This window comes from Winogradskyella sp. Asnod2-B02-A, from assembly GCF_045063645.1.
Classification (GTDB): Bacteria; Bacteroidota; Bacteroidia; order Flavobacteriales; family Flavobacteriaceae; genus Winogradskyella.
This window is the reverse complement of record NZ_JBEFOG010000026.1, coordinates 651,566-668,424: the sequence shown is the minus strand read 5'-3', so window position 1 is coordinate 668,424 and position 16,859 is coordinate 651,566. Positions and strand designations below refer to the sequence as shown.

The window sequence follows — 16,859 nt, the reverse complement described above, 5'->3', positions numbered from 1 at the left end:
CCGCAATTTGCTCGCAATGACGTAAGGTTTTAGTGAGATGCTAAGTATTCAGCAGTCCCTTTAGCATTGGCTTGCATTGCTTCTTTTCCTTCTTCCCAGTTTGCAGGACAAACTTCACCTTTTTCTTGTACGTGCGTTAAGGCATCGATAATTCTCAAGTATTCGTTAACGTTTCTACCTAAAGGCATGTTGTTAACACTTTCGTGTTGGATGGTTCCTTCTTCGTCAATGATGTATGTTGCTCTGTAAGTTACATTATCACCTTCAACGGTTACTAAACCAGTTTCTTCATCAAATTGCTCATTAAAGGTATCTAAGATCCCTAAAGCTGAAGCTAAGTTACGGTTAGAATCTGCTAAAATTGGGTAAGTTACACCTTCAATGCCACCATTATCTTTAGATGTGCTTAACCAAGCAAAGTGTACTTCTGCAGTATCACAAGACGCACCAATTACAATAGTGTTTCTTTTTTTGAATTCACCTAAAGCCGCTTGAAACGCATGTAATTCTGTTGGACATACAAAAGTGAAATCTTTTGGGTACCAGAATAATACTACTTTTTTGTTATTGTTTTTCGCTTCTTCTAGAACGTTCACTTTAAAAGTGTCGCCCATATCGTTCATTGCGTTTACGTTTAAATCTGGAAATTGTCTTCCTACTAATGCCATGTGTATTATAGTTTTAAAATTGATTATTAATTTTCGACCACAAAGATACTTAGCATTACTTAATTTTTACGTTAAGCAAATTTTAATTTTTTATAAAGCGATAGATTTTTGCTATGATGAATTTTGTTTTTAATAAATAAAAACTATTTAGCTTTTAGCATCTTAATTTTAAGATTTAAAGCAGCAAATAATAAGGTAGTAAAAGGACTCAGCCAGTTAAAAATGGCATACCCAATGTATTCACCCACGCCAACTCCTAAAACACCACTTTGGTAAGCACCACAAGTGTTCCAAGGAATTAGTACAGAGGTTACCGTACCAGAATCTTCGAGTGTACGACTTAAGTTTTCTGGTGCTAAGCCTTTATCTTCATAGGCTTGTTTAAACATTTTTCCTGGGATAACAATCGCCAAATATTGATCTGAAGCCACCACATTAAGCCCTATACAACTTAACACTGTACTTGCAAACAATCCGAAAATAGATGTAGCTATAGATAATAAGGCTTTTGTAATTCGCGCTAGTGCTCCGATGCCATCCATGATGCCTCCAAAAATCATGGCACACATAATTAAGTAGATGGTCCAAAGCATGCCTTCCATACCACCTGCTGAAAAGAGATCATTTAATTTTTCGTTGTCAGTAACAATAGCCGTTTCTGTGAAAATTGAATTTATAATGGCCGTAAATTTAGAATCGGCTAACCCTTCTAAAATAGGAGCTTGAAAAACGAAAGCGAAAATAATCGCTAAAACAATCCCAGACGCTAAGGCTACTAAAGGTTTTGTTTTTAATAGTATTAATGCCACTACAGCAACAGGTACTAAAAACAACCATGGAGAGATATTAAAGGTGTTATCTATAGAAGTGAGAAGGTTACTCACATCAGCATTTCCTGTTGTATCTATATTAAAACTTATTATTCCGAATACAATTAAAGTAATGATAATTGTAGGCACCGTTGTAATGCTCATATATTTAATATGCGTAAATAAATCTGTACCAGCCATAGCAGGCGCTAAGTTGGTGGTATCACTTAATGGCGACATTTTATCACCAAAATAGGCTCCAGAAATAACGGCTCCGGCAATCATACCAGGATTAATGCCTAAGGCTGTACCAATACCCACTAAAGCAATACCAACGGTTGCAGAGGTGGTCCATGAACTCCCTGTGGCAATAGAAATTACAGCCGCAATGACTACGGAAGCTGGTAAGAATATTTCGGGACTTAAGACTTGTAAACCGTAATAGACCATGGCAGGAATCACTCCACTCACTAACCAAGAACCAGCTAAGGCACCTACTAAGAATAGAATCATAATAGGCACAAAAACACTTCTGAGGTTTTCCCAAATCTCTTTGAGCATGCTATTGACTTTTACTTTATTAAACAAGCCAACAACGGCAGCAATAGCACCACCTAATAGTAAAATAATTTGATTGGTGTAGCCTCCAAACCATTCTTGATCTTCAACAAAAAAAATGTTATAAGCTAACATTGCCATTAGAATAACAACAGGAATAAGTGCTTCAAAAAAACTAAGTTCTTTATTGTCTATAATTACTTGATCTTCTATTTTAATCTCACTTAGGTCGTCGTTTTCTTGCATTTTAGTCAGTTTAGTTCTGTAATGTTACGATTTTGTTAAGCCATTTGCAAATTGAATACGAATCATAGAATATGACACAAAAAAAACGGTTAAACCCTTATAGTAACATAAGCATCTAACCGTTAAATATTTAAGAGATTTTTTGCTTAAAGAATATCTAATTCTTTCATGCAAGATTTCATCATGTCATAAGTACGTTCAATATCTGCATCTAAACCAATAGAAAAACGAATTAAACCATCGCTTAAGCCCATCGCTTCTTGTTCGTCTTCAGGAATTTCAGAAGATGTAGAACTTCCTGGAGCACTAAATAAGGTTTTGTAAAAGCCTAAACTTACTGCTAAATACCCTAAGTTACGCTCTTGCATTAATTCCATTAAGGCATTGGCTTTATCTAACGAACCCACGTCTACTGTCATCATACCTCCATAGCCGTATTTCTCATTCATCATAGATTTAAAAAGGTCGTGAGATGGGTGAGAGGCTAGACCTGGATATACCGTTTTTAGACCGTCGTTTTCAATTTTTTCTGCTAAATAAGTGGCATTATAACTGTGTTGCATCATTCTAATGTGCAAGGTTCTCAGATTTTTTAATACAGAAGCCGAACGCATGCTGTCCATTGTAGAACCTAATAACATGGCAGCTCCACTGTTTACGTTTCTTAAGTCGTCTATTAATTCTTGTGTCCCACAAACCACACCACCAACAGTATCTGAAGATCCATTGATAAATTTGGTTAAACTATGTACCACAACATCTGCACCTAATTTTATTGGTGAAATAGATAATGGAGAAAAGGTGTTATCTACCACTAATTTAATGTTGTGCTTCTTTGCTAATTGTGCTAAACTTTTAATGTCAGCAACTTCTAATAAAGGGTTACTTACTGTTTCACAAAACAATACTTTTGTTTTTGGTGTAATGGCAGCTTCTACTGTATCTAGTTTAGTGATGTCTACAAACGTGGTGTTAATACCTAAACGTGGAGTAAAGTTTTTTAAGAAGGCATACGTTCCTCCATAAATAGTTCTGCTACTTACTACATGTTCGCCAGCATCACAAAGTTGTAATAATACAGGTGTAATGGCTCCCATACCAGAAGCTGTAACCGTAGCGGTTTCTGTACCTTCCATAGCCGCTAACGCTTCACCTAAATATAAGTTAGACGGAGAGGAGTGACGTGAGTATAAATAACAACCGTCTGCATTACCTTCAAAGGTATCGAACATGGTTTTTGCAGATAAGAAGGTATAGGTTGAAGAATCAGAGATGGATGGATTAACACCACCGAATTCACCAAAGTATTGTAAGTCTTGTATATTGTTTGCAGGTTTAAAAGCCATAATAGAATTGATTATTTTTTTGATTAGTTAATTCAAATTTCGATAATTTTAGATGATTAATCAATAGTTGTGTTTATATATAGAGTAATATTCTATGATTATTAATTTTAGTAGTTTTATTATCGTTACATTTGAATATTGTGCAATTATTTCAGAAAAAATAACCATTATGATTTTTGACGCCATAGACCGTAAATTACTTCACTTATTACAAACGGATAGTAAGCAAACTAACAAAGCCTTATCTCTTCAATTAAACTTATCGGTGACAGCGGTTTATGAACGTATTAGAAAACTAGAAAAAACGGGTATCGTAAAACAATATGTTGCACTAGTAGACAAGGAGAAGGTGCAAAAGGATTTTGTGGCGTTTTGCCATATCAAACTGGTACAGCATACGCAAGAGTATGTGGTAAAGTTTGAGCGTGAGGTAAAACAACTCAATGAGGTTTTAGAATGTTACCATCTTAGTGGTGACTATGATTATTTAGTTAAAGTTTTAGTAAAAGACATGAAGGCTTTTCGTGAATTTATGGTTGAAAAACTAACTAAAATAGACCATATTGGTAGTACACACAGTATGTTTATGATTAATGAAGTGAAGCATACTACGGTTATCTCGTTTAAATAATTTTTTTTTGTTTAGAATAAATTTTTAATTTTATAATATGAAGTATACTGAAATTAAAGATTTATATAAATTTATATTTCAATCTTACGACAAGCCGTTTTTAAGAGAACACATAGAGAAATTTATGGAGTTAGATGAATATCTACCTTATAGCTCAACATTTTTCTGTGTGACCAATACTCAAGATTTAACGTTTGAATTTGTAAGTAAAAATTATACCACCTGTTTAGGGCTTGATCCTAATGAGTTAAAGGTGCATGGTATGCGGTATTTTTGGCGCAGAATTCATCCAGATGATATTGATGCTTGGTTAGGAGCACTTAATAATTTAATGGAGTTTACCTTGAATGAAATTCCAAAGGATAAACGAAAAGATGCTAATTACACATGGAATTTTAGAATAAAAAATGGGGATGGTGTTTATGTGAATATTATTCAGAATACCACTCCGTTGGTTTTTGATTCGGAAAACAAACCTATAATTGGTTTAGCACATTACACGGTTTTAGATCCCAATATTAAAATGGATATTACAGCCTCTGCAAAACTGCTTAATTCTAAAAACGAATACGAAACCATCTATTTTAATAACTTTTCTCAAAAATTATTACATGATGGTATTAGCAATAGAGAGCGCGATGTCATCAGGTTACTTTTGTTAAACCGAACTAGTAAAGAAATTTCAGAAAAACTAGAAATAAGCCCTCATACCGTAGATACGCATAGACGAAATATATTAAAAAAGTTTAAGATTTCTTCAACGGGAGAACTTGTTGGGATGTTAAAATTGAATCAACATTGGCTGTAAAAATTAATGGCATACTCAAATTGAGTATTGTCGACTAACAAATTAATATGCATTTTTGAAGTGCTATCAGCATCTTAGGGTAAAATATGTCCATTCTTATAGATTATTTAAATAATTTAAAAGTTTGGACTATTTTTTTTTGTTTTAAGTAATTGTTAAAATTATCTTCAAAAAAAATATTAAGGCAACCATTCTTAATGTTTTTGCGTCTATACTATATATAGAGTATAAATTAATTACTAATCCGTTTTTAGAACTTTAAAAATTAAGCTAATATGAATCATAAACTACTATCCCTATTTTGTCTCTTACTTTTAATAACATCTTGTGCTAGTGTAGAAAAACATAATGAACAAATTTCAAAACGGCATGCTGTAGCAGATTTGCATGAAGATATAGATAAGGTTTATGAGCAATTACAGCGTCATCATCCTCATTTGTATCAGTTTACATCAAAGGACGTGTTAGATTTTAAGTTTGATAGTTTAAAAACAGCCATTAATGCGCCTATGGATAGTCGTACATTTTACAAGCAATTGGCAGCAGTTACCAAGTATGTTGGTCAAGGTCACATGTCTGTGTCTCCGCCAAGTATACGTTTTAATAGAAAAGAAAGAAAAGCTTTAAGAGGAGCAAAATTCGATATTAATAATTTAGATTTTGAATATTTAGAAGGGAAGCTATTTATAGCAAATGCAAGAGGAAAAGATTCTGTTTTAATTCATGCTGAAGTCTTAAAAGTAGAAGATGAAGACACCCAAGATTTATTTGAAAAATACAAAGGCTTGATAGCTTCAGACGGTTATAATACTACATTTCATCAAAGAATAGCAGGTAACCGTTTTATGAGTTATTATGCTGCTGATAAAGGCCGTTTTGATAGTATAAGTTTAACTTTTAGAAATACAGATTCTACATTTGTAAAACAATACAAGCGCATTTTAAAAAAGGATTTACCGAGTTTAAAACAAGATTCTTTAAAGTCTGACTCACTTAAACTAAAGGATAAGAAACACATAAAACTCACAAAAGCAGAACGCAAGGCTAAAAAGTTAGAGCGTAAGGCCAAAACTAAACACAATGAAAAATATGGTTTTATAGCTGATAGAGAAGAGTACACTCGGAATCTTAATTTCGTAGGAAAAGACAGTTCAGTCGCTTTATTAAAAATTAGAGGGTTTTCTAGATATGATTATGAAGATTTTTATGATGACAGTTTTAAGATTATTGATTCACTTCAATCTGAAGCATTGATTATAGATTTACGAAATAATTTTGGTGGACGATTAAACGAAATTGCCTATTTGTACGGTTACCTAACAGATAAAAATTTCAATATGATAAATCCTAGTGAGGTGAATACGAGGTTTCCAATGATAAAAAGTTTTATGAGCAACACAACACCAACTGGAGTTAAGATTCTTGGTAGTTTGGTTGTACCTGTATTTGCAACTTTAGATGTTTTAAAATCAAGTAAAGAAGACGGTCAATTATACTATAAATTTAAATCGTCTAAAGCGCAAGAACCTAAGCCTCTAAATTTTAAAGGTAAAATTTATGTGTTAATTAATGGAAACTCATTTTCGGCATCGTCTGTATTATCAACACAATTAAAAGGGAACCAACGAGCTACTTTTGTTGGTGAAGAAACAGGAGGAGCTTATAACGGTACCGTTGCAGGCTATTATAAAATATACGAATTGCCAAACACAAAAGTACGTGCGAGAATAGGACTTGCACATCTCGATGCTCCATTTAAAGTAAGTCCAGATGGTTTTGGTGTAAAACCAGATATAGAAATTATACCAACTTATAAGGATAGATTGCATAATATTGATCCAGAATTGAATTGGGTTTTAGAAGATATAGAAGGAAAACACTAAATAGTAAGTTCATTAATAAGAGGTTTTAAAATTGGCAAATCAGTAATCTAAATTGTACTTTTGTTTGTATTAAATCTAATTAGATAAAAAATATCTTTATGAAATCATACGATGTAGCAGTAATAGGTTCTGGACCTGGTGGATATGTAGCAGCAATACGTTGCGCACAATTAGGCATGAAAACTGCAATTATTGAAAAATATTCTACTCTAGGAGGAACGTGTTTAAACGTTGGTTGTATTCCAAGTAAAGCATTATTAAGTTCTTCTCACCATTACGAAGAAGCCACAAAACATTTTGAAGAGCATGGTATTGAGATTCCGGGTGAGATCAAAGTGAATTTAGAAAAGATGATTGGTCGTAAGCAAGCTGTTGTAGATCAAACTACAGGTGGAATTGATTTCTTAATGAAGAAAAATAAGATTGATGTTTTTGAAGGCTTAGGGTCTTTTAAAGATGCCACTCATATTACAATTGAAGGTAAAGATGCACAAGAGATTGAAGCAAAAAAGATCATTATCGCCACAGGATCTAAACCTTCAACATTACCATTTATTACTTTAGATAAAGAACGCGTCATAACATCAACCGAAGCTTTAAAATTAAAAGAAATTCCAAAACACTTAATTATCATTGGTGGTGGAGTTATAGGTTTAGAACTTGGGCAAGTATACCGTCGTTTAGGTGCAGAGGTGACTGTTATTGAATATATGGACAGAATCTTACCAACTATGGATGCTGGTTTGTCTAAAGAATTAAATAAAGTATTTAAGAAATCCAAATGCAAAATGATGTTATCTCACAAAGTGCAGTCTGTAGAGCGCAAAGGAGATGAAGTTATTGTAAAAGCTGAAAACAAAAAAGGCGAAGTTGTAGAGTTTAAAGGTGATTATTGTTTAGTGTCTGTTGGTCGTAAACCTTATACTGCTGGCTTAAATGCAGAAGCTGCAGGTGTAAAGTTAAACGATAGAGGACAGGTAGAAGTGAATGAGCATTTACAAACAAATGTGCCTAATATTTATGCGATTGGTGATGTCATTAAAGGAGCGATGTTAGCGCATAAAGCTGAAGAAGAAGGTGTTTTTGTTGCCGAAACTATGGCAGGACAAAAACCACATATCGATTATAACCTAATTCCAGGTGTGGTTTACACATGGCCAGAAGTTGCTGCTGTTGGTAAAACAGAAGACCAATTAAAGGCTGATAATGTAGAATATAAAGTGGGTCAGTTTCCTTTTAGAGCATTAGGTAGAGCTAGAGCCAGTGGTGATATTGATGGTTTTGTAAAAATCTTAGCTGATAAAACAACAGACGAAGTATTAGGTGTTCATATGATTGGTGCACGTTGTGCAGATTTAATTGCAGAAGCCGTAACCGCTATGGAATTTAGAGCCTCTGCAGAAGATATTTCTCGTATGTCTCATGCACACCCAACCTTTGCAGAAGCAGTAAAAGAAGCCGCTTTAGCAGCAACAGACGATAGAGCATTACACGTTTAGACCATTACAATATGATAATAGAACCAAAAACTAGAGGATTTATATGTTTAACATCACACCCAATTGGTTGTGAGCAGAATGTATTAAATCAGATTGAATATATTAAATCTAAACCAACCAAAAATGGTCCTAAAAATGTACTTGTTATTGGTGCATCTACAGGTTTTGGTTTAGCATCAAGAATTACAAGTGCTTACGGATCTAAGGCATCTACTATTGGAGTGTTTTTTGAAAAACCACCAACAGAAGGTCGTCCAGCGTCACCAGGTTGGTATAATAGTGCTGCTTTTGAAACGCAAGCTCACAAAGATGGTTTATATGCTAAGAGTATTAATGGTGATGCCTTTTCTCATGAAATTAAAGCACAAACTTTAAAATTAATAAAAGAAGATCTAGGTAAAATTGACATGTTAATTTACAGCTTAGCTTCACCAGTAAGAACGCATCCAGATACAGGCGAACGTTTTAAATCTGTACTTAAACCCATTGGTGATACGTTTACAAATAACACTGTAGATTTTCATACAGGTGTTGTTAAAGAGATTTCAATAGAACCAAGTTCTGGAGATGATATTGATAATACCATAGCTGTAATGGGAGGTGAAGATTGGCAAATGTGGATTGATCTTTTAAAGTCAGAAAACGTGCTATCAGAAGATTTTAAAACCGTTGCCTATTCTTATATTGGCCCTTCATTAACTGAAGCGGTTTATAGAAAAGGCACTATTGGTCGTGCAAAAGACCATTTAGAAGCTACTGCTTTTAAGATTACAGATAGTTTAAAAGATATTAACGGAAAAGGTTATGTTTCTGTAAATAAAGCCTTGGTTACACAAGCAAGTTCTGCAATTCCGGTAATTCCTTTATACATTTCATTATTATATAAAGTAATGAAGGAAGAAGGTATTCATGAAGGTTGTATTGAGCAAATAGAACGTTTATTTAATGAGCGTTTATACGCAGAAGATTTACAATTAGATGCGCAAGGACGTATTAGAGTTGACGATTGGGAAATGCGTGATGATATTCAAGCTAAAGTTTTAGAACTTTGGAAAGAAGCCACCACTGAAACGTTACCAAACATTGGTGATTTAGAAGGTTACAAAAAAGATTTCTTTAACCTTTTTGGTTTCGATGTAGAAGGAGTTGATTACAACAAAGATGTTAATGAAATGGTTGCTATTCCTGGATTACAGGAGTAATTAACTGTTTGTAAATAAGTTATTTTATAAAGCGAAAATCTAATTAGGTTTTCGCTTTGTCTTTTATAACTGCTAATTTATAGTTCCTTGATTAAATCTTCAATTCGCATGCGTTTACTATAATCATGTTCATTAACATCCTTAACAAAGCAATATGCACTTATTTCGCCAGATTTAACTTTTTCGGCTAATTCTTCAACTTTAAACGGACCATATTCTTTAGATTGTTCAATGTAATAGAATTTGTGATCGTAAATAATGTTGCTGACTTTCTTTTTATACTTTTCCTTTAAAAATGTATTAATATCCTCTATAGAGTTTAATTCGTCTTCGTAATTTGTGGTGTTTATATAGAGCGCAAATTCTTCTTTCTCTTTGTTGTTAAGTACCAAGATATCATCATCCTTAAAATAAGCTTCTACGGTAATTAATCCGTCTTCAGTTTCAATAGAAAAGTTATTCTGAATATTAATATTCCACGAGGTTTCAATAACATTGTCTTTTCTAGATATTTCGAGGATATTATCTTTTTTAAAAATGTAAATAGATTTTTTCTTAGAAATACCATTTACCAAAACCCATCGCTGATTTATTAAATGCGAATCGTGATGATGCTCGTAACTAAAAGGTTTTAAATTTGGAATAGTTCTGTGTAGATAATCATTCATTTAGCAGGTTTTCAATAGAATAGCATTTGCTATACAACGTTAAGATTTGGGTGTTTATTTTCTTAAACCTGAGTTTGATATAATATTTGTTTCAGTTTGATTGAATTTTTATTCAATTCGCAGATATATTTTTGAAGGACTAACTTGTTAATTTAAAAAAATCATATCAAGAATAGGGAACAATTCATCAAATCCTGTGGAAAACCTAAAAAAATGCAATCTATTCGTATAAAATTATTGAAATATCTCGATATTACTTTAAATTTTATACTTCAAATCTCACCGTTTTTTAGGGTTCTGGAAATTAACTCTTATATCGAACTCAGGTTTAAAGTTAAAAATTTTCTAGACGTTTCAAAACTTCTTTCTTATAACTTCGACTAATGGAAAGCGCTTTTCGATTAACTGTAAGATGTTCGTTAGTAAACGATTGAATTTTAGCAATACAAATAATATAAGATCTATGAATTCTTAAAAATTGCGTTTTAGGTAATTTTGCTTCTATAGAGGTTATGGTTTCTCTTGTAATTATCGTGTCATCTTGTAAATGGATTTTTATATAATCACTATAACTTTCAACATATAAGATAGCATCAAAGTCTACCTTTATCATGCGTCTGTCTGAGCGAATGAATATAAAGTCGTTAGATTCTGTAATGGTTAACGCATTATCAATGGATGCGGACGCGACTTCAAAAAAACGATTTACGGCTTGTAATAAACGGTCAAAAGCAATTGGTTTTAAAAGATAATCTACGGCTTGCAAATCAAAACCCTCAACCGCATAATCTCTATAAGCTGTGGTGAAAATGATTTTAATGTCTTTGTTTATAGATTTTGCGAAAGCTATTCCTGAAATCTCAGGCATATTAATATCTAAAAATATTAAGTCTACCTTATTATTACTGATAAAATTAAAAGCTTCAATAGCATTTTTGCATTGTGCAATAACTTCTATGTTTTCAATTTTAGACAAATGAGAAGCAATAATCTCTCTTGCTATAATTTCGTCATCAACAATTATGGACGTAATAGATTTAGGCATCATCTCGTTTTAATTTTGGGTTTAATGTCAATGACACAACAAAATCATTTTCATGTAGATTAATATTTAGTTGGTGCTGATTTGGGTATAATAATTCTAAACGTTTTTTAATGTTCTCTAAACCAATACCATCGCCAGAGCTTGACGCTTTAGTGTAACTATTTTTAATGATGAATGTCATGTTATCAGTATTCGCTTCTATACTAATAGCAATATTTAAACTACCATTCTTAATTTTGCCATGTTTAAAGCTGTTTTCAACAAAGGGAATTAACAGCATTGGTGCAATTTCAATAGTTTCTGAACGTATATTCTTTGAGAATTGCACATTTAAAGTATCATTAAATCGCATTTGCTCTAGACTAATATAATCTTCTATATGATTTATTTCATCATTTAAACTTACCAAAGGTTTATCTACTTGATATAAAAGGTAGTCTAATAAATTAGATAGTTTTAATATCATTTCTGGTGTTTCATCTGCTTTTTTTAAAGCAAAGCCGTACATGGTATTTAGTGTGTTGAATAAAAAATGCGGATGGATTTGCATTTTTAAATATTTGAGTTCTTGTTCTTTTAATTTGAGTTGTGTTTCAAGAATTTTAGTTTCAAGGTTTTTGGTTTTTTTAGATGCTTCTATGTTTAGCTTCATAAGCTTAAAAGCACTTACAATAAAGGTTACAAGATAAATGCCTGTCATTACAAATAGAATATTTCTAGTCAATGGATTCATCTCATTGTAGTCGAAATTAGAAATATAAATCAAACTAAAAAAGATAGAAACCATCACCAAATAGGCCGAAATAATTAGTGTATAGAGACTATAAAGAACAAATAGCCAATACCGTTTTGTAATGAGATAATCTGGTATTAATTTATAAATAGAAACATAAGTTGTGGCTATAGTAATAGGCATTAAAAACAATGAGAATATAAGCGTATCGTTAAAGTTATTGCTGCCAACACCAAAAAAATAGGTGTAAAATAGGAGTACAGCACACCAAAATAAAACATGGAGTAATCCTTGACCAATTTTTTTTAATATGAATTCCTTTTTAAGCATTTGCAATAATCTTAATACAATAATACTGCATTTTTGTACTGTATAAAGCGTTTATAGACGAATGACGGATTTAGTTATGGATTTAGCCATAGGTTTAATAGCGCGTTAAAACGGTTATTCGTCGCAATTGTAATTATTGAGTGCTTTTATAATTTAAGTTTGACCTATGTTTAATTTAATATCATCAATCATGAACGAACTGTTAGTTTCAAATTATTTAATATTATCGAATCCATTTGTAGATCGATTTAACGAAGGAGGCCCTTTCTTTATGTCTCTAATTTTAATCTGTCTTTTGTTGTCTGTTTTTCTTTTGATAAAAGGTTTTATTAATTTAAAAAAGCACAAAGAACAATCCGAAAAAATGCTGAAATTAACTGTAGACTCAAGTTTGTTAGGTTTAGTCTTGGGATTTTTAGGTTCCGTTATTGGTTTAATAACCGCTTTTGATTCTGTTGAGGCTATGGGAAATCCTGATCCAGCAATTTTTGCAGGAGGATTAAAAGTATCTTTATTAACAGCAACATTTGGTTTGTTTTCTTTTGTTATTGCTAGAATTGGTATTTTAATATTACGATGGAATTTAAAAGACAAAGTGAAAGACTAATCTTCTACTCATAATTATTTGTAAAAAGCGAACTTAATAAAGTTCGCTTTTTTTATTTGTAGTGTTTTTATTCTGTAATTTTGTAAAAATTGATTTATGGAAGAATTAACGCTAACAACACCAGCACTTTTATTCTCAGCAATTTCGTTAATAATGCTAGCTTACACTAACCGATTTTTAGCTTATGCAGCTATAATTAGGAATCTAAGTGAAAAATATATACAACATCAGGACGCGTCCATTTTAAGGCAAATCAATAACCTTAAATTGAGAGTAAAGTTAACAAGATACATGCAAATTGCGGGTATTAGTAGTTTGCTGTTTTGCGTGTTAACTATGTTTTTAATTTATATAAAATTAAATATAATTGCTGTTTGGGCTTTTGGATTTGGGCTTATTTTACTGATTGTTTCATTGTTATTCTTAATATGGGAAATACAAATATCAGCAAAAGCATTACAGCATCATTTAGGTGATATTGAAGATCATTTAAAAAAGTAGGAATTTTATTTAAAAATAATGTGACCTCTTAAAAAAAGGAGTGTCTTAAGACCAATAACCAATTAATAATAGATTAAAAAATTACCTTGACTAAGGACGCTATTCATAACCTAACCGATGAAGCGCTTGTAGAAGCTATCGTAAAAACCAACGACACTATGTTGTTCGAGGTGCTGTACGACAGATATGCGAGTATGGTCTATAACAAATGTTATGGGTTTGCCAATGGTGTGGATGAAGCTAAAGATTTAACTCAAGATGTTTTTTTAAGAGTATTTGTTAAATTGGCTAGTTTTAAAGGGAAATCAAAATTTTCTACATGGTTATATGCATTTACTTATAATCATTGTGTAAATTATGTCACTAGAAATACAGCGAAGAAACTTGAGAAAAAATCTGTAAGTTCTGAAAATTTTGACATTGAGAATATAGGTGAAGATATTGATTCTACTGTTGAGTTTGAAAGCATGAGAGTAGAGCAGTTGAAGAAAGTGATGGAGTTGATTTCACCAGACGAAAAAATGATTTTATTATTAAAATATCAAGATAATTTATCAATTAAAGAATTAGCTGAAGCTTTAGATATAGGAGAAAGCGCAGTTAAAATGCGATTAAAAAGAGCAAAAGAAAAACTTGTACAGAAGTACACTAATTATACGAAAGATGGAAAATCCATTTAAACAAATAGACCAGCCTTTAAAGGAAGTTCCAGCGGAACTGAAGAGCAGAGTTATGCATGATATTGCTATGGCTAAGTTATTTATGGAGTTAGCTGAGCTGTTTTCGTATAATCTAAGTTATATAATTGAAAGTGTAAGTAGTAAAAGAAAAAAGTAAACCAATATTTATAAAACCCTAAAATAAACCTTATTATAAATGGAAGATTCTAAAGAATTTATAACAGATATTATGTCATCATCTTGGCCAGTTTTATTAAAAATTGTGTTTGGTTTTATTGGTATAATAGTAGCGTTATATCTTATCAAAGTGATCGTTAAAATAATTATAAAGCTTTTAAATTTAGCTAAAATTTATAAGTTAGACGCTAAGCTAAACGACATAGAAATAATAGAAGGTAAAAAATTGAAAATCGATTCAATTAAAATTATTTCAACCTTTATTAAATACATTTTATATGTTCTTTTAATAATGATAGCTTCTGAGACATTAGGCTTAGAGATCATATCAAATCAAATTAGTGATTTAATTTCTTATGCACCAAAGTTAATTTCTGCTGTATTAGTATTTGTTTTTGGTTTGCTTTTTGCAAATTTTGTAAAAAATGGTTTAAAGTCATTATTTGAATCCATGGATATGTCTGGTGGTAAAGCCATCAGCCAAGTCGTGTTTTTCTTATTGCTAACATTTATTTCTGTTACAGCTTTAAATCAAGCAGGCATAGATACAGAGATCATTACTAATAATATTAATATGATTATTGCTGCTTTTTTACTTGCATTCGCTATCGCGTTTGGGTTAGGAGCAAGGGAAGTAGTAGGTAAATTATTGAATACATTCTATGCACGTAAGATTTATGAAGTAGGACAAAAGATTGTTTTTAATGATGAAACATATACAGTAGAAGCTGTACAAAGTATTTCAGTAATACTAAAAAATTCAAAAGGAAAACTTATTGTTCCTATTAAAGATATAGTAGAAAATCAAGTACAAATGCAGGATTAACTATAAGGTTAGGGTTATAGATTTTATGTTATCATAAGGTGTAATCCTGCAAGTACTTGACTACAGAGCCCTTTTCATTGATTTGAAAAGGGTTTTTTTATTATTAATTGTGATATTATCTTGATTGAATTTTTTTAAAGATAGAAAAATAAATCATAAACTAGCATTTAAGTTAATGATGTATCTTTTTTAAAATGAGTGATTTACTCGTCTCTTTTTGTTCATTTCAATTATTAAATAGCAATTAAGCAATTCTTTTTATTTTTTATTGCGACGATTATAATTCTTATCTCCTCGTGTTTTTGGCTTTTTATATTTTGCAGCAATCTTAAATTTATAAGATCCACCTAAATTTTCTTTAGAGTTCTTTTCAGATTTTTCATGAAAAGCTGGTCCAGGCGCATCTTGATCACGCTTTTTTATTGGGTTGTTACGTTCTCTTATTTGCGGACGTTCTTCTTCTATTAATTCTGTAGAAATCTTAACGCTTTCAGGAATAGTTAGTGTCTCAATTTTCATTTGCATTAATTCCTCAATGCGTTCTAGCCCTTCTTTTTCTTTTTCAGTAGACATTAAAATAGAATGACCTTCTTGTTCCGCACGGCCAGTTCTACCAATTCTGTGCATATAATTCTCGGGATAATCTGGTGTGTCAAAATTAATAACATGCGATACACCTTCAATATCTAAACCTCTTGCCATTACATCCGTGGCAATCAATAAACGGTTTTCACCTTCTCTAAACTGTTCAATACTGCGTAGTCTGTAATTTTGAGTTTTATTAGAGTGTATAACGCAAGATTCATTTGGGAATATCTCTTCCAATTGATCAAAAAGTCGATCAGCCATCCGCTTATAAGCTACGAAAATTAGGACTTTTGAAAATTCATCTGTATTTCTAAGTAAATGTTCTAATAAATTTACTTTAGTGTAAAAATTAGGAACATCGTAACGTTCTTGCTTAATATTTTCTAATGGAGTACCAGAAACTGCAATAGATATTTTTGCAGGACTTGTAAAGAAATCAGTAATTAATTCATCGACATCTAAAGTCATGGTCGCAGAAAACATTATGTTTTGGCGACGTGGTGGTAAAATATCAAAAATATTCATCAATTGATGTCTAAAACCTAAATCTAACATCACATCAACTTCATCAATCACTAATTTCTGAATAGATTTTAATTGTAAAACTCTACTTACGGCTAAATCATACAAACGACCTGGTGTCGCTACAATAATATCTTGGCCTTGTGCAACAGCTTGTTTTTGCGTGTTAATATTGGTACCACCATAAACACCTAATACACGGTTGTTGATGTATTTAGAGAATTTTTCAATTTCACTAACCACTTGTACTACCAATTCTCTAGTTGGTACTAATACGAGTACTCTAGGATTATCTTGTTGCGAATATTTAAGGTTTCTTAATATAGGCAGCATGTAGGCTAGAGTTTTACCTGTACCTGTTTGTGCAATACCAACCACATCTTTACCAGAAGCAACCACATTAAATGATTCTTCTTGGATAGGCGTAGGTGTTGTAAAACCTAAATCGTCTAGGGCGTTATATAAAGGTGTATTTAAATTAAGATCTTGAAAAGTCACGTTGCAAAGTTTTGGTGCAAAGCTACTATTTTAT

General features: G+C 31.8%; 16 protein-coding genes. 9 read left to right on the top strand and 7 right to left on the bottom strand.

The window, feature by feature from the left end:
• Positions 1 to 29 precede the first annotated feature (29 nt).
• From ACJJVO_RS06370 to ACJJVO_RS06360, 3 genes are all read right to left on the bottom strand, one after another.
• Positions 30 to 668, bottom strand: a complete 639-nt coding sequence (locus tag ACJJVO_RS06370) for a peroxiredoxin (protein WP_405571866.1) — start codon at positions 666 to 668, stop codon at positions 30 to 32.
• Positions 669 to 811: 143 nt separating this feature from the next.
• A complete protein-coding gene (gene nhaC, locus ACJJVO_RS06365; RefSeq protein WP_405571864.1) occupies positions 812 to 2,281 on the bottom strand; it encodes a Na+/H+ antiporter NhaC in 1,470 nt (489 codons plus the stop codon).
• Between the two features lie 146 nt (positions 2,282 to 2,427).
• Entirely contained in the window at positions 2,428 to 3,627 is a 1,200-nt protein-coding gene (locus ACJJVO_RS06360) for an aminotransferase class I/II-fold pyridoxal phosphate-dependent enzyme (protein WP_405571863.1), read from the bottom strand.
• Positions 3,628 to 3,796: 169 nt separating this feature from the next.
• Here ACJJVO_RS06360 and ACJJVO_RS06355 point away from each other — a divergent pair, with 169 nt between their 5' ends.
• The 5 genes from ACJJVO_RS06355 (at position 3,797) to fabV (ending at position 9,650) form a co-directional block, all read left to right on the top strand.
• Positions 3,797 to 4,258, top strand: a complete 462-nt coding sequence (locus ACJJVO_RS06355) for an Lrp/AsnC family transcriptional regulator (protein WP_405572691.1) — start codon at positions 3,797 to 3,799, stop codon at positions 4,256 to 4,258.
• Positions 4,259 to 4,295: 37 nt separating this feature from the next.
• Entirely contained in the window at positions 4,296 to 5,066 is a 771-nt protein-coding gene (locus ACJJVO_RS06350; RefSeq protein ID WP_405571860.1) for a LuxR C-terminal-related transcriptional regulator, read from the top strand.
• A gap of 275 nt (positions 5,067 to 5,341) precedes the next feature.
• Positions 5,342 to 6,949 (top strand): S41 family peptidase, encoded by a 1,608-nt coding sequence (locus ACJJVO_RS06345; RefSeq protein WP_405571859.1) that lies wholly within the window; start codon positions 5,342 to 5,344, stop codon positions 6,947 to 6,949.
• Between the two features lie 98 nt (positions 6,950 to 7,047).
• On the top strand, positions 7,048 to 8,448 hold the full coding sequence (gene lpdA, locus ACJJVO_RS06340; protein ID WP_405571856.1) for a dihydrolipoyl dehydrogenase: 1,401 nt from the start codon (positions 7,048 to 7,050) through the stop codon (positions 8,446 to 8,448).
• An 11-nt stretch (positions 8,449 to 8,459) separates the two neighbouring features.
• Positions 8,460 to 9,650 carry an enoyl-ACP reductase FabV gene (fabV, locus tag ACJJVO_RS06335; protein WP_405571855.1) on the top strand — a complete coding sequence of 397 codons (1,191 nt, stop codon included), beginning with the start codon at positions 8,460 to 8,462 and terminating at the stop codon, positions 9,648 to 9,650.
• 77 nt (positions 9,651 to 9,727) lie between these two features.
• On the opposite strand, the gene ACJJVO_RS06330 is transcribed toward fabV, so the two are convergent.
• The 3 genes from ACJJVO_RS06330 to ACJJVO_RS06320 form a co-directional block, all read right to left on the bottom strand.
• The gene (locus tag ACJJVO_RS06330; RefSeq protein ID WP_405571852.1) at positions 9,728 to 10,318 is read right to left on the bottom strand and encodes a hypothetical protein; all 591 of its coding nucleotides are present in this window, start codon (positions 10,316 to 10,318) and stop codon (positions 9,728 to 9,730) included.
• 334 nt (positions 10,319 to 10,652) lie between these two features.
• Positions 10,653 to 11,363, bottom strand: a complete 711-nt coding sequence (locus tag ACJJVO_RS06325) for a LytR/AlgR family response regulator transcription factor (protein WP_405572689.1) — start codon at positions 11,361 to 11,363, stop codon at positions 10,653 to 10,655.
• Positions 11,356 to 12,426, bottom strand: a complete 1,071-nt coding sequence (locus tag ACJJVO_RS06320) for a sensor histidine kinase (protein ID WP_405571849.1) — start codon at positions 12,424 to 12,426, stop codon at positions 11,356 to 11,358. The genes ACJJVO_RS06325 and ACJJVO_RS06320 overlap by 8 nt, the downstream gene beginning before the upstream one ends.
• A gap of 190 nt (positions 12,427 to 12,616) precedes the next feature.
• Between ACJJVO_RS06320 and ACJJVO_RS06315 the strand changes: the two genes are divergently transcribed.
• The 4 genes from ACJJVO_RS06315 (at position 12,617) to ACJJVO_RS06300 (ending at position 15,217) form a co-directional block, all read left to right on the top strand.
• Positions 12,617 to 13,033, top strand: coding sequence for a MotA/TolQ/ExbB proton channel family protein (locus ACJJVO_RS06315; RefSeq protein ID WP_405571847.1), 417 nt, complete (start codon positions 12,617 to 12,619; stop codon positions 13,031 to 13,033).
• Between the two features lie 96 nt (positions 13,034 to 13,129).
• Positions 13,130 to 13,534 (top strand): DUF2721 domain-containing protein, encoded by a 405-nt coding sequence (locus ACJJVO_RS06310; RefSeq protein WP_405571845.1) that lies wholly within the window; start codon positions 13,130 to 13,132, stop codon positions 13,532 to 13,534.
• A gap of 86 nt (positions 13,535 to 13,620) precedes the next feature.
• The gene (locus ACJJVO_RS06305; RefSeq protein WP_405571842.1) at positions 13,621 to 14,214 is read left to right on the top strand and encodes an RNA polymerase sigma factor; all 594 of its coding nucleotides are present in this window, start codon (positions 13,621 to 13,623) and stop codon (positions 14,212 to 14,214) included.
• A gap of 196 nt (positions 14,215 to 14,410) precedes the next feature.
• Positions 14,411 to 15,217, top strand: a complete 807-nt coding sequence (locus ACJJVO_RS06300) for a mechanosensitive ion channel family protein (protein WP_405571841.1) — start codon at positions 14,411 to 14,413, stop codon at positions 15,215 to 15,217.
• A 258-nt stretch (positions 15,218 to 15,475) separates the two neighbouring features.
• Here the strand turns inward: ACJJVO_RS06300 and ACJJVO_RS06295 are convergent, their stop codons facing one another.
• A complete protein-coding gene (locus ACJJVO_RS06295) occupies positions 15,476 to 16,825 on the bottom strand; it encodes a DEAD/DEAH box helicase (RefSeq protein ID WP_405571838.1) in 1,350 nt (449 codons plus the stop codon).
• Positions 16,826 to 16,859: the final 34 nt, after the last annotated feature.

What these genes read in the sequence shown, in the direction of transcription:
- ACJJVO_RS06310 (WP_405571845.1), top strand. Translation starts at nt 13,130, where the DNA reads ATGGAAGAATTAACGCTAACAACACCAGCACTTTTATTCTCAGCAATT.
- ACJJVO_RS06370 (WP_405571866.1), bottom strand. Translation starts at nt 668, where the DNA reads ATGGCATTAGTAGGAAGACAATTTCCAGATTTAAACGTAAACGCAATG.
- ACJJVO_RS06355 (WP_405572691.1), top strand. Translation starts at nt 3,797, where the DNA reads ATGATTTTTGACGCCATAGACCGTAAATTACTTCACTTATTACAAACG.
- ACJJVO_RS06330 (WP_405571852.1), bottom strand. Translation starts at nt 10,318, where the DNA reads ATGAATGATTATCTACACAGAACTATTCCAAATTTAAAACCTTTTAGT.
- ACJJVO_RS06320 (WP_405571849.1), bottom strand. Translation starts at nt 12,426, where the DNA reads ATGCTTAAAAAGGAATTCATATTAAAAAAAATTGGTCAAGGATTACTC.
- ACJJVO_RS06325 (WP_405572689.1), bottom strand. Translation starts at nt 11,363, where the DNA reads ATGCCTAAATCTATTACGTCCATAATTGTTGATGACGAAATTATAGCA.
- nhaC (WP_405571864.1), bottom strand. Translation starts at nt 2,281, where the DNA reads ATGCAAGAAAACGACGACCTAAGTGAGATTAAAATAGAAGATCAAGTA.
- ACJJVO_RS06345 (WP_405571859.1), top strand. Translation starts at nt 5,342, where the DNA reads ATGAATCATAAACTACTATCCCTATTTTGTCTCTTACTTTTAATAACA.
- ACJJVO_RS06315 (WP_405571847.1), top strand. Translation starts at nt 12,617, where the DNA reads ATGAACGAACTGTTAGTTTCAAATTATTTAATATTATCGAATCCATTT.
- lpdA (WP_405571856.1), top strand. Translation starts at nt 7,048, where the DNA reads ATGAAATCATACGATGTAGCAGTAATAGGTTCTGGACCTGGTGGATAT.
- ACJJVO_RS06360 (WP_405571863.1), bottom strand. Translation starts at nt 3,627, where the DNA reads ATGGCTTTTAAACCTGCAAACAATATACAAGACTTACAATACTTTGGT.
- ACJJVO_RS06300 (WP_405571841.1), top strand. Translation starts at nt 14,411, where the DNA reads ATGGAAGATTCTAAAGAATTTATAACAGATATTATGTCATCATCTTGG.
- fabV (WP_405571855.1), top strand. Translation starts at nt 8,460, where the DNA reads ATGATAATAGAACCAAAAACTAGAGGATTTATATGTTTAACATCACAC.
- ACJJVO_RS06350 (WP_405571860.1), top strand. Translation starts at nt 4,296, where the DNA reads ATGAAGTATACTGAAATTAAAGATTTATATAAATTTATATTTCAATCT.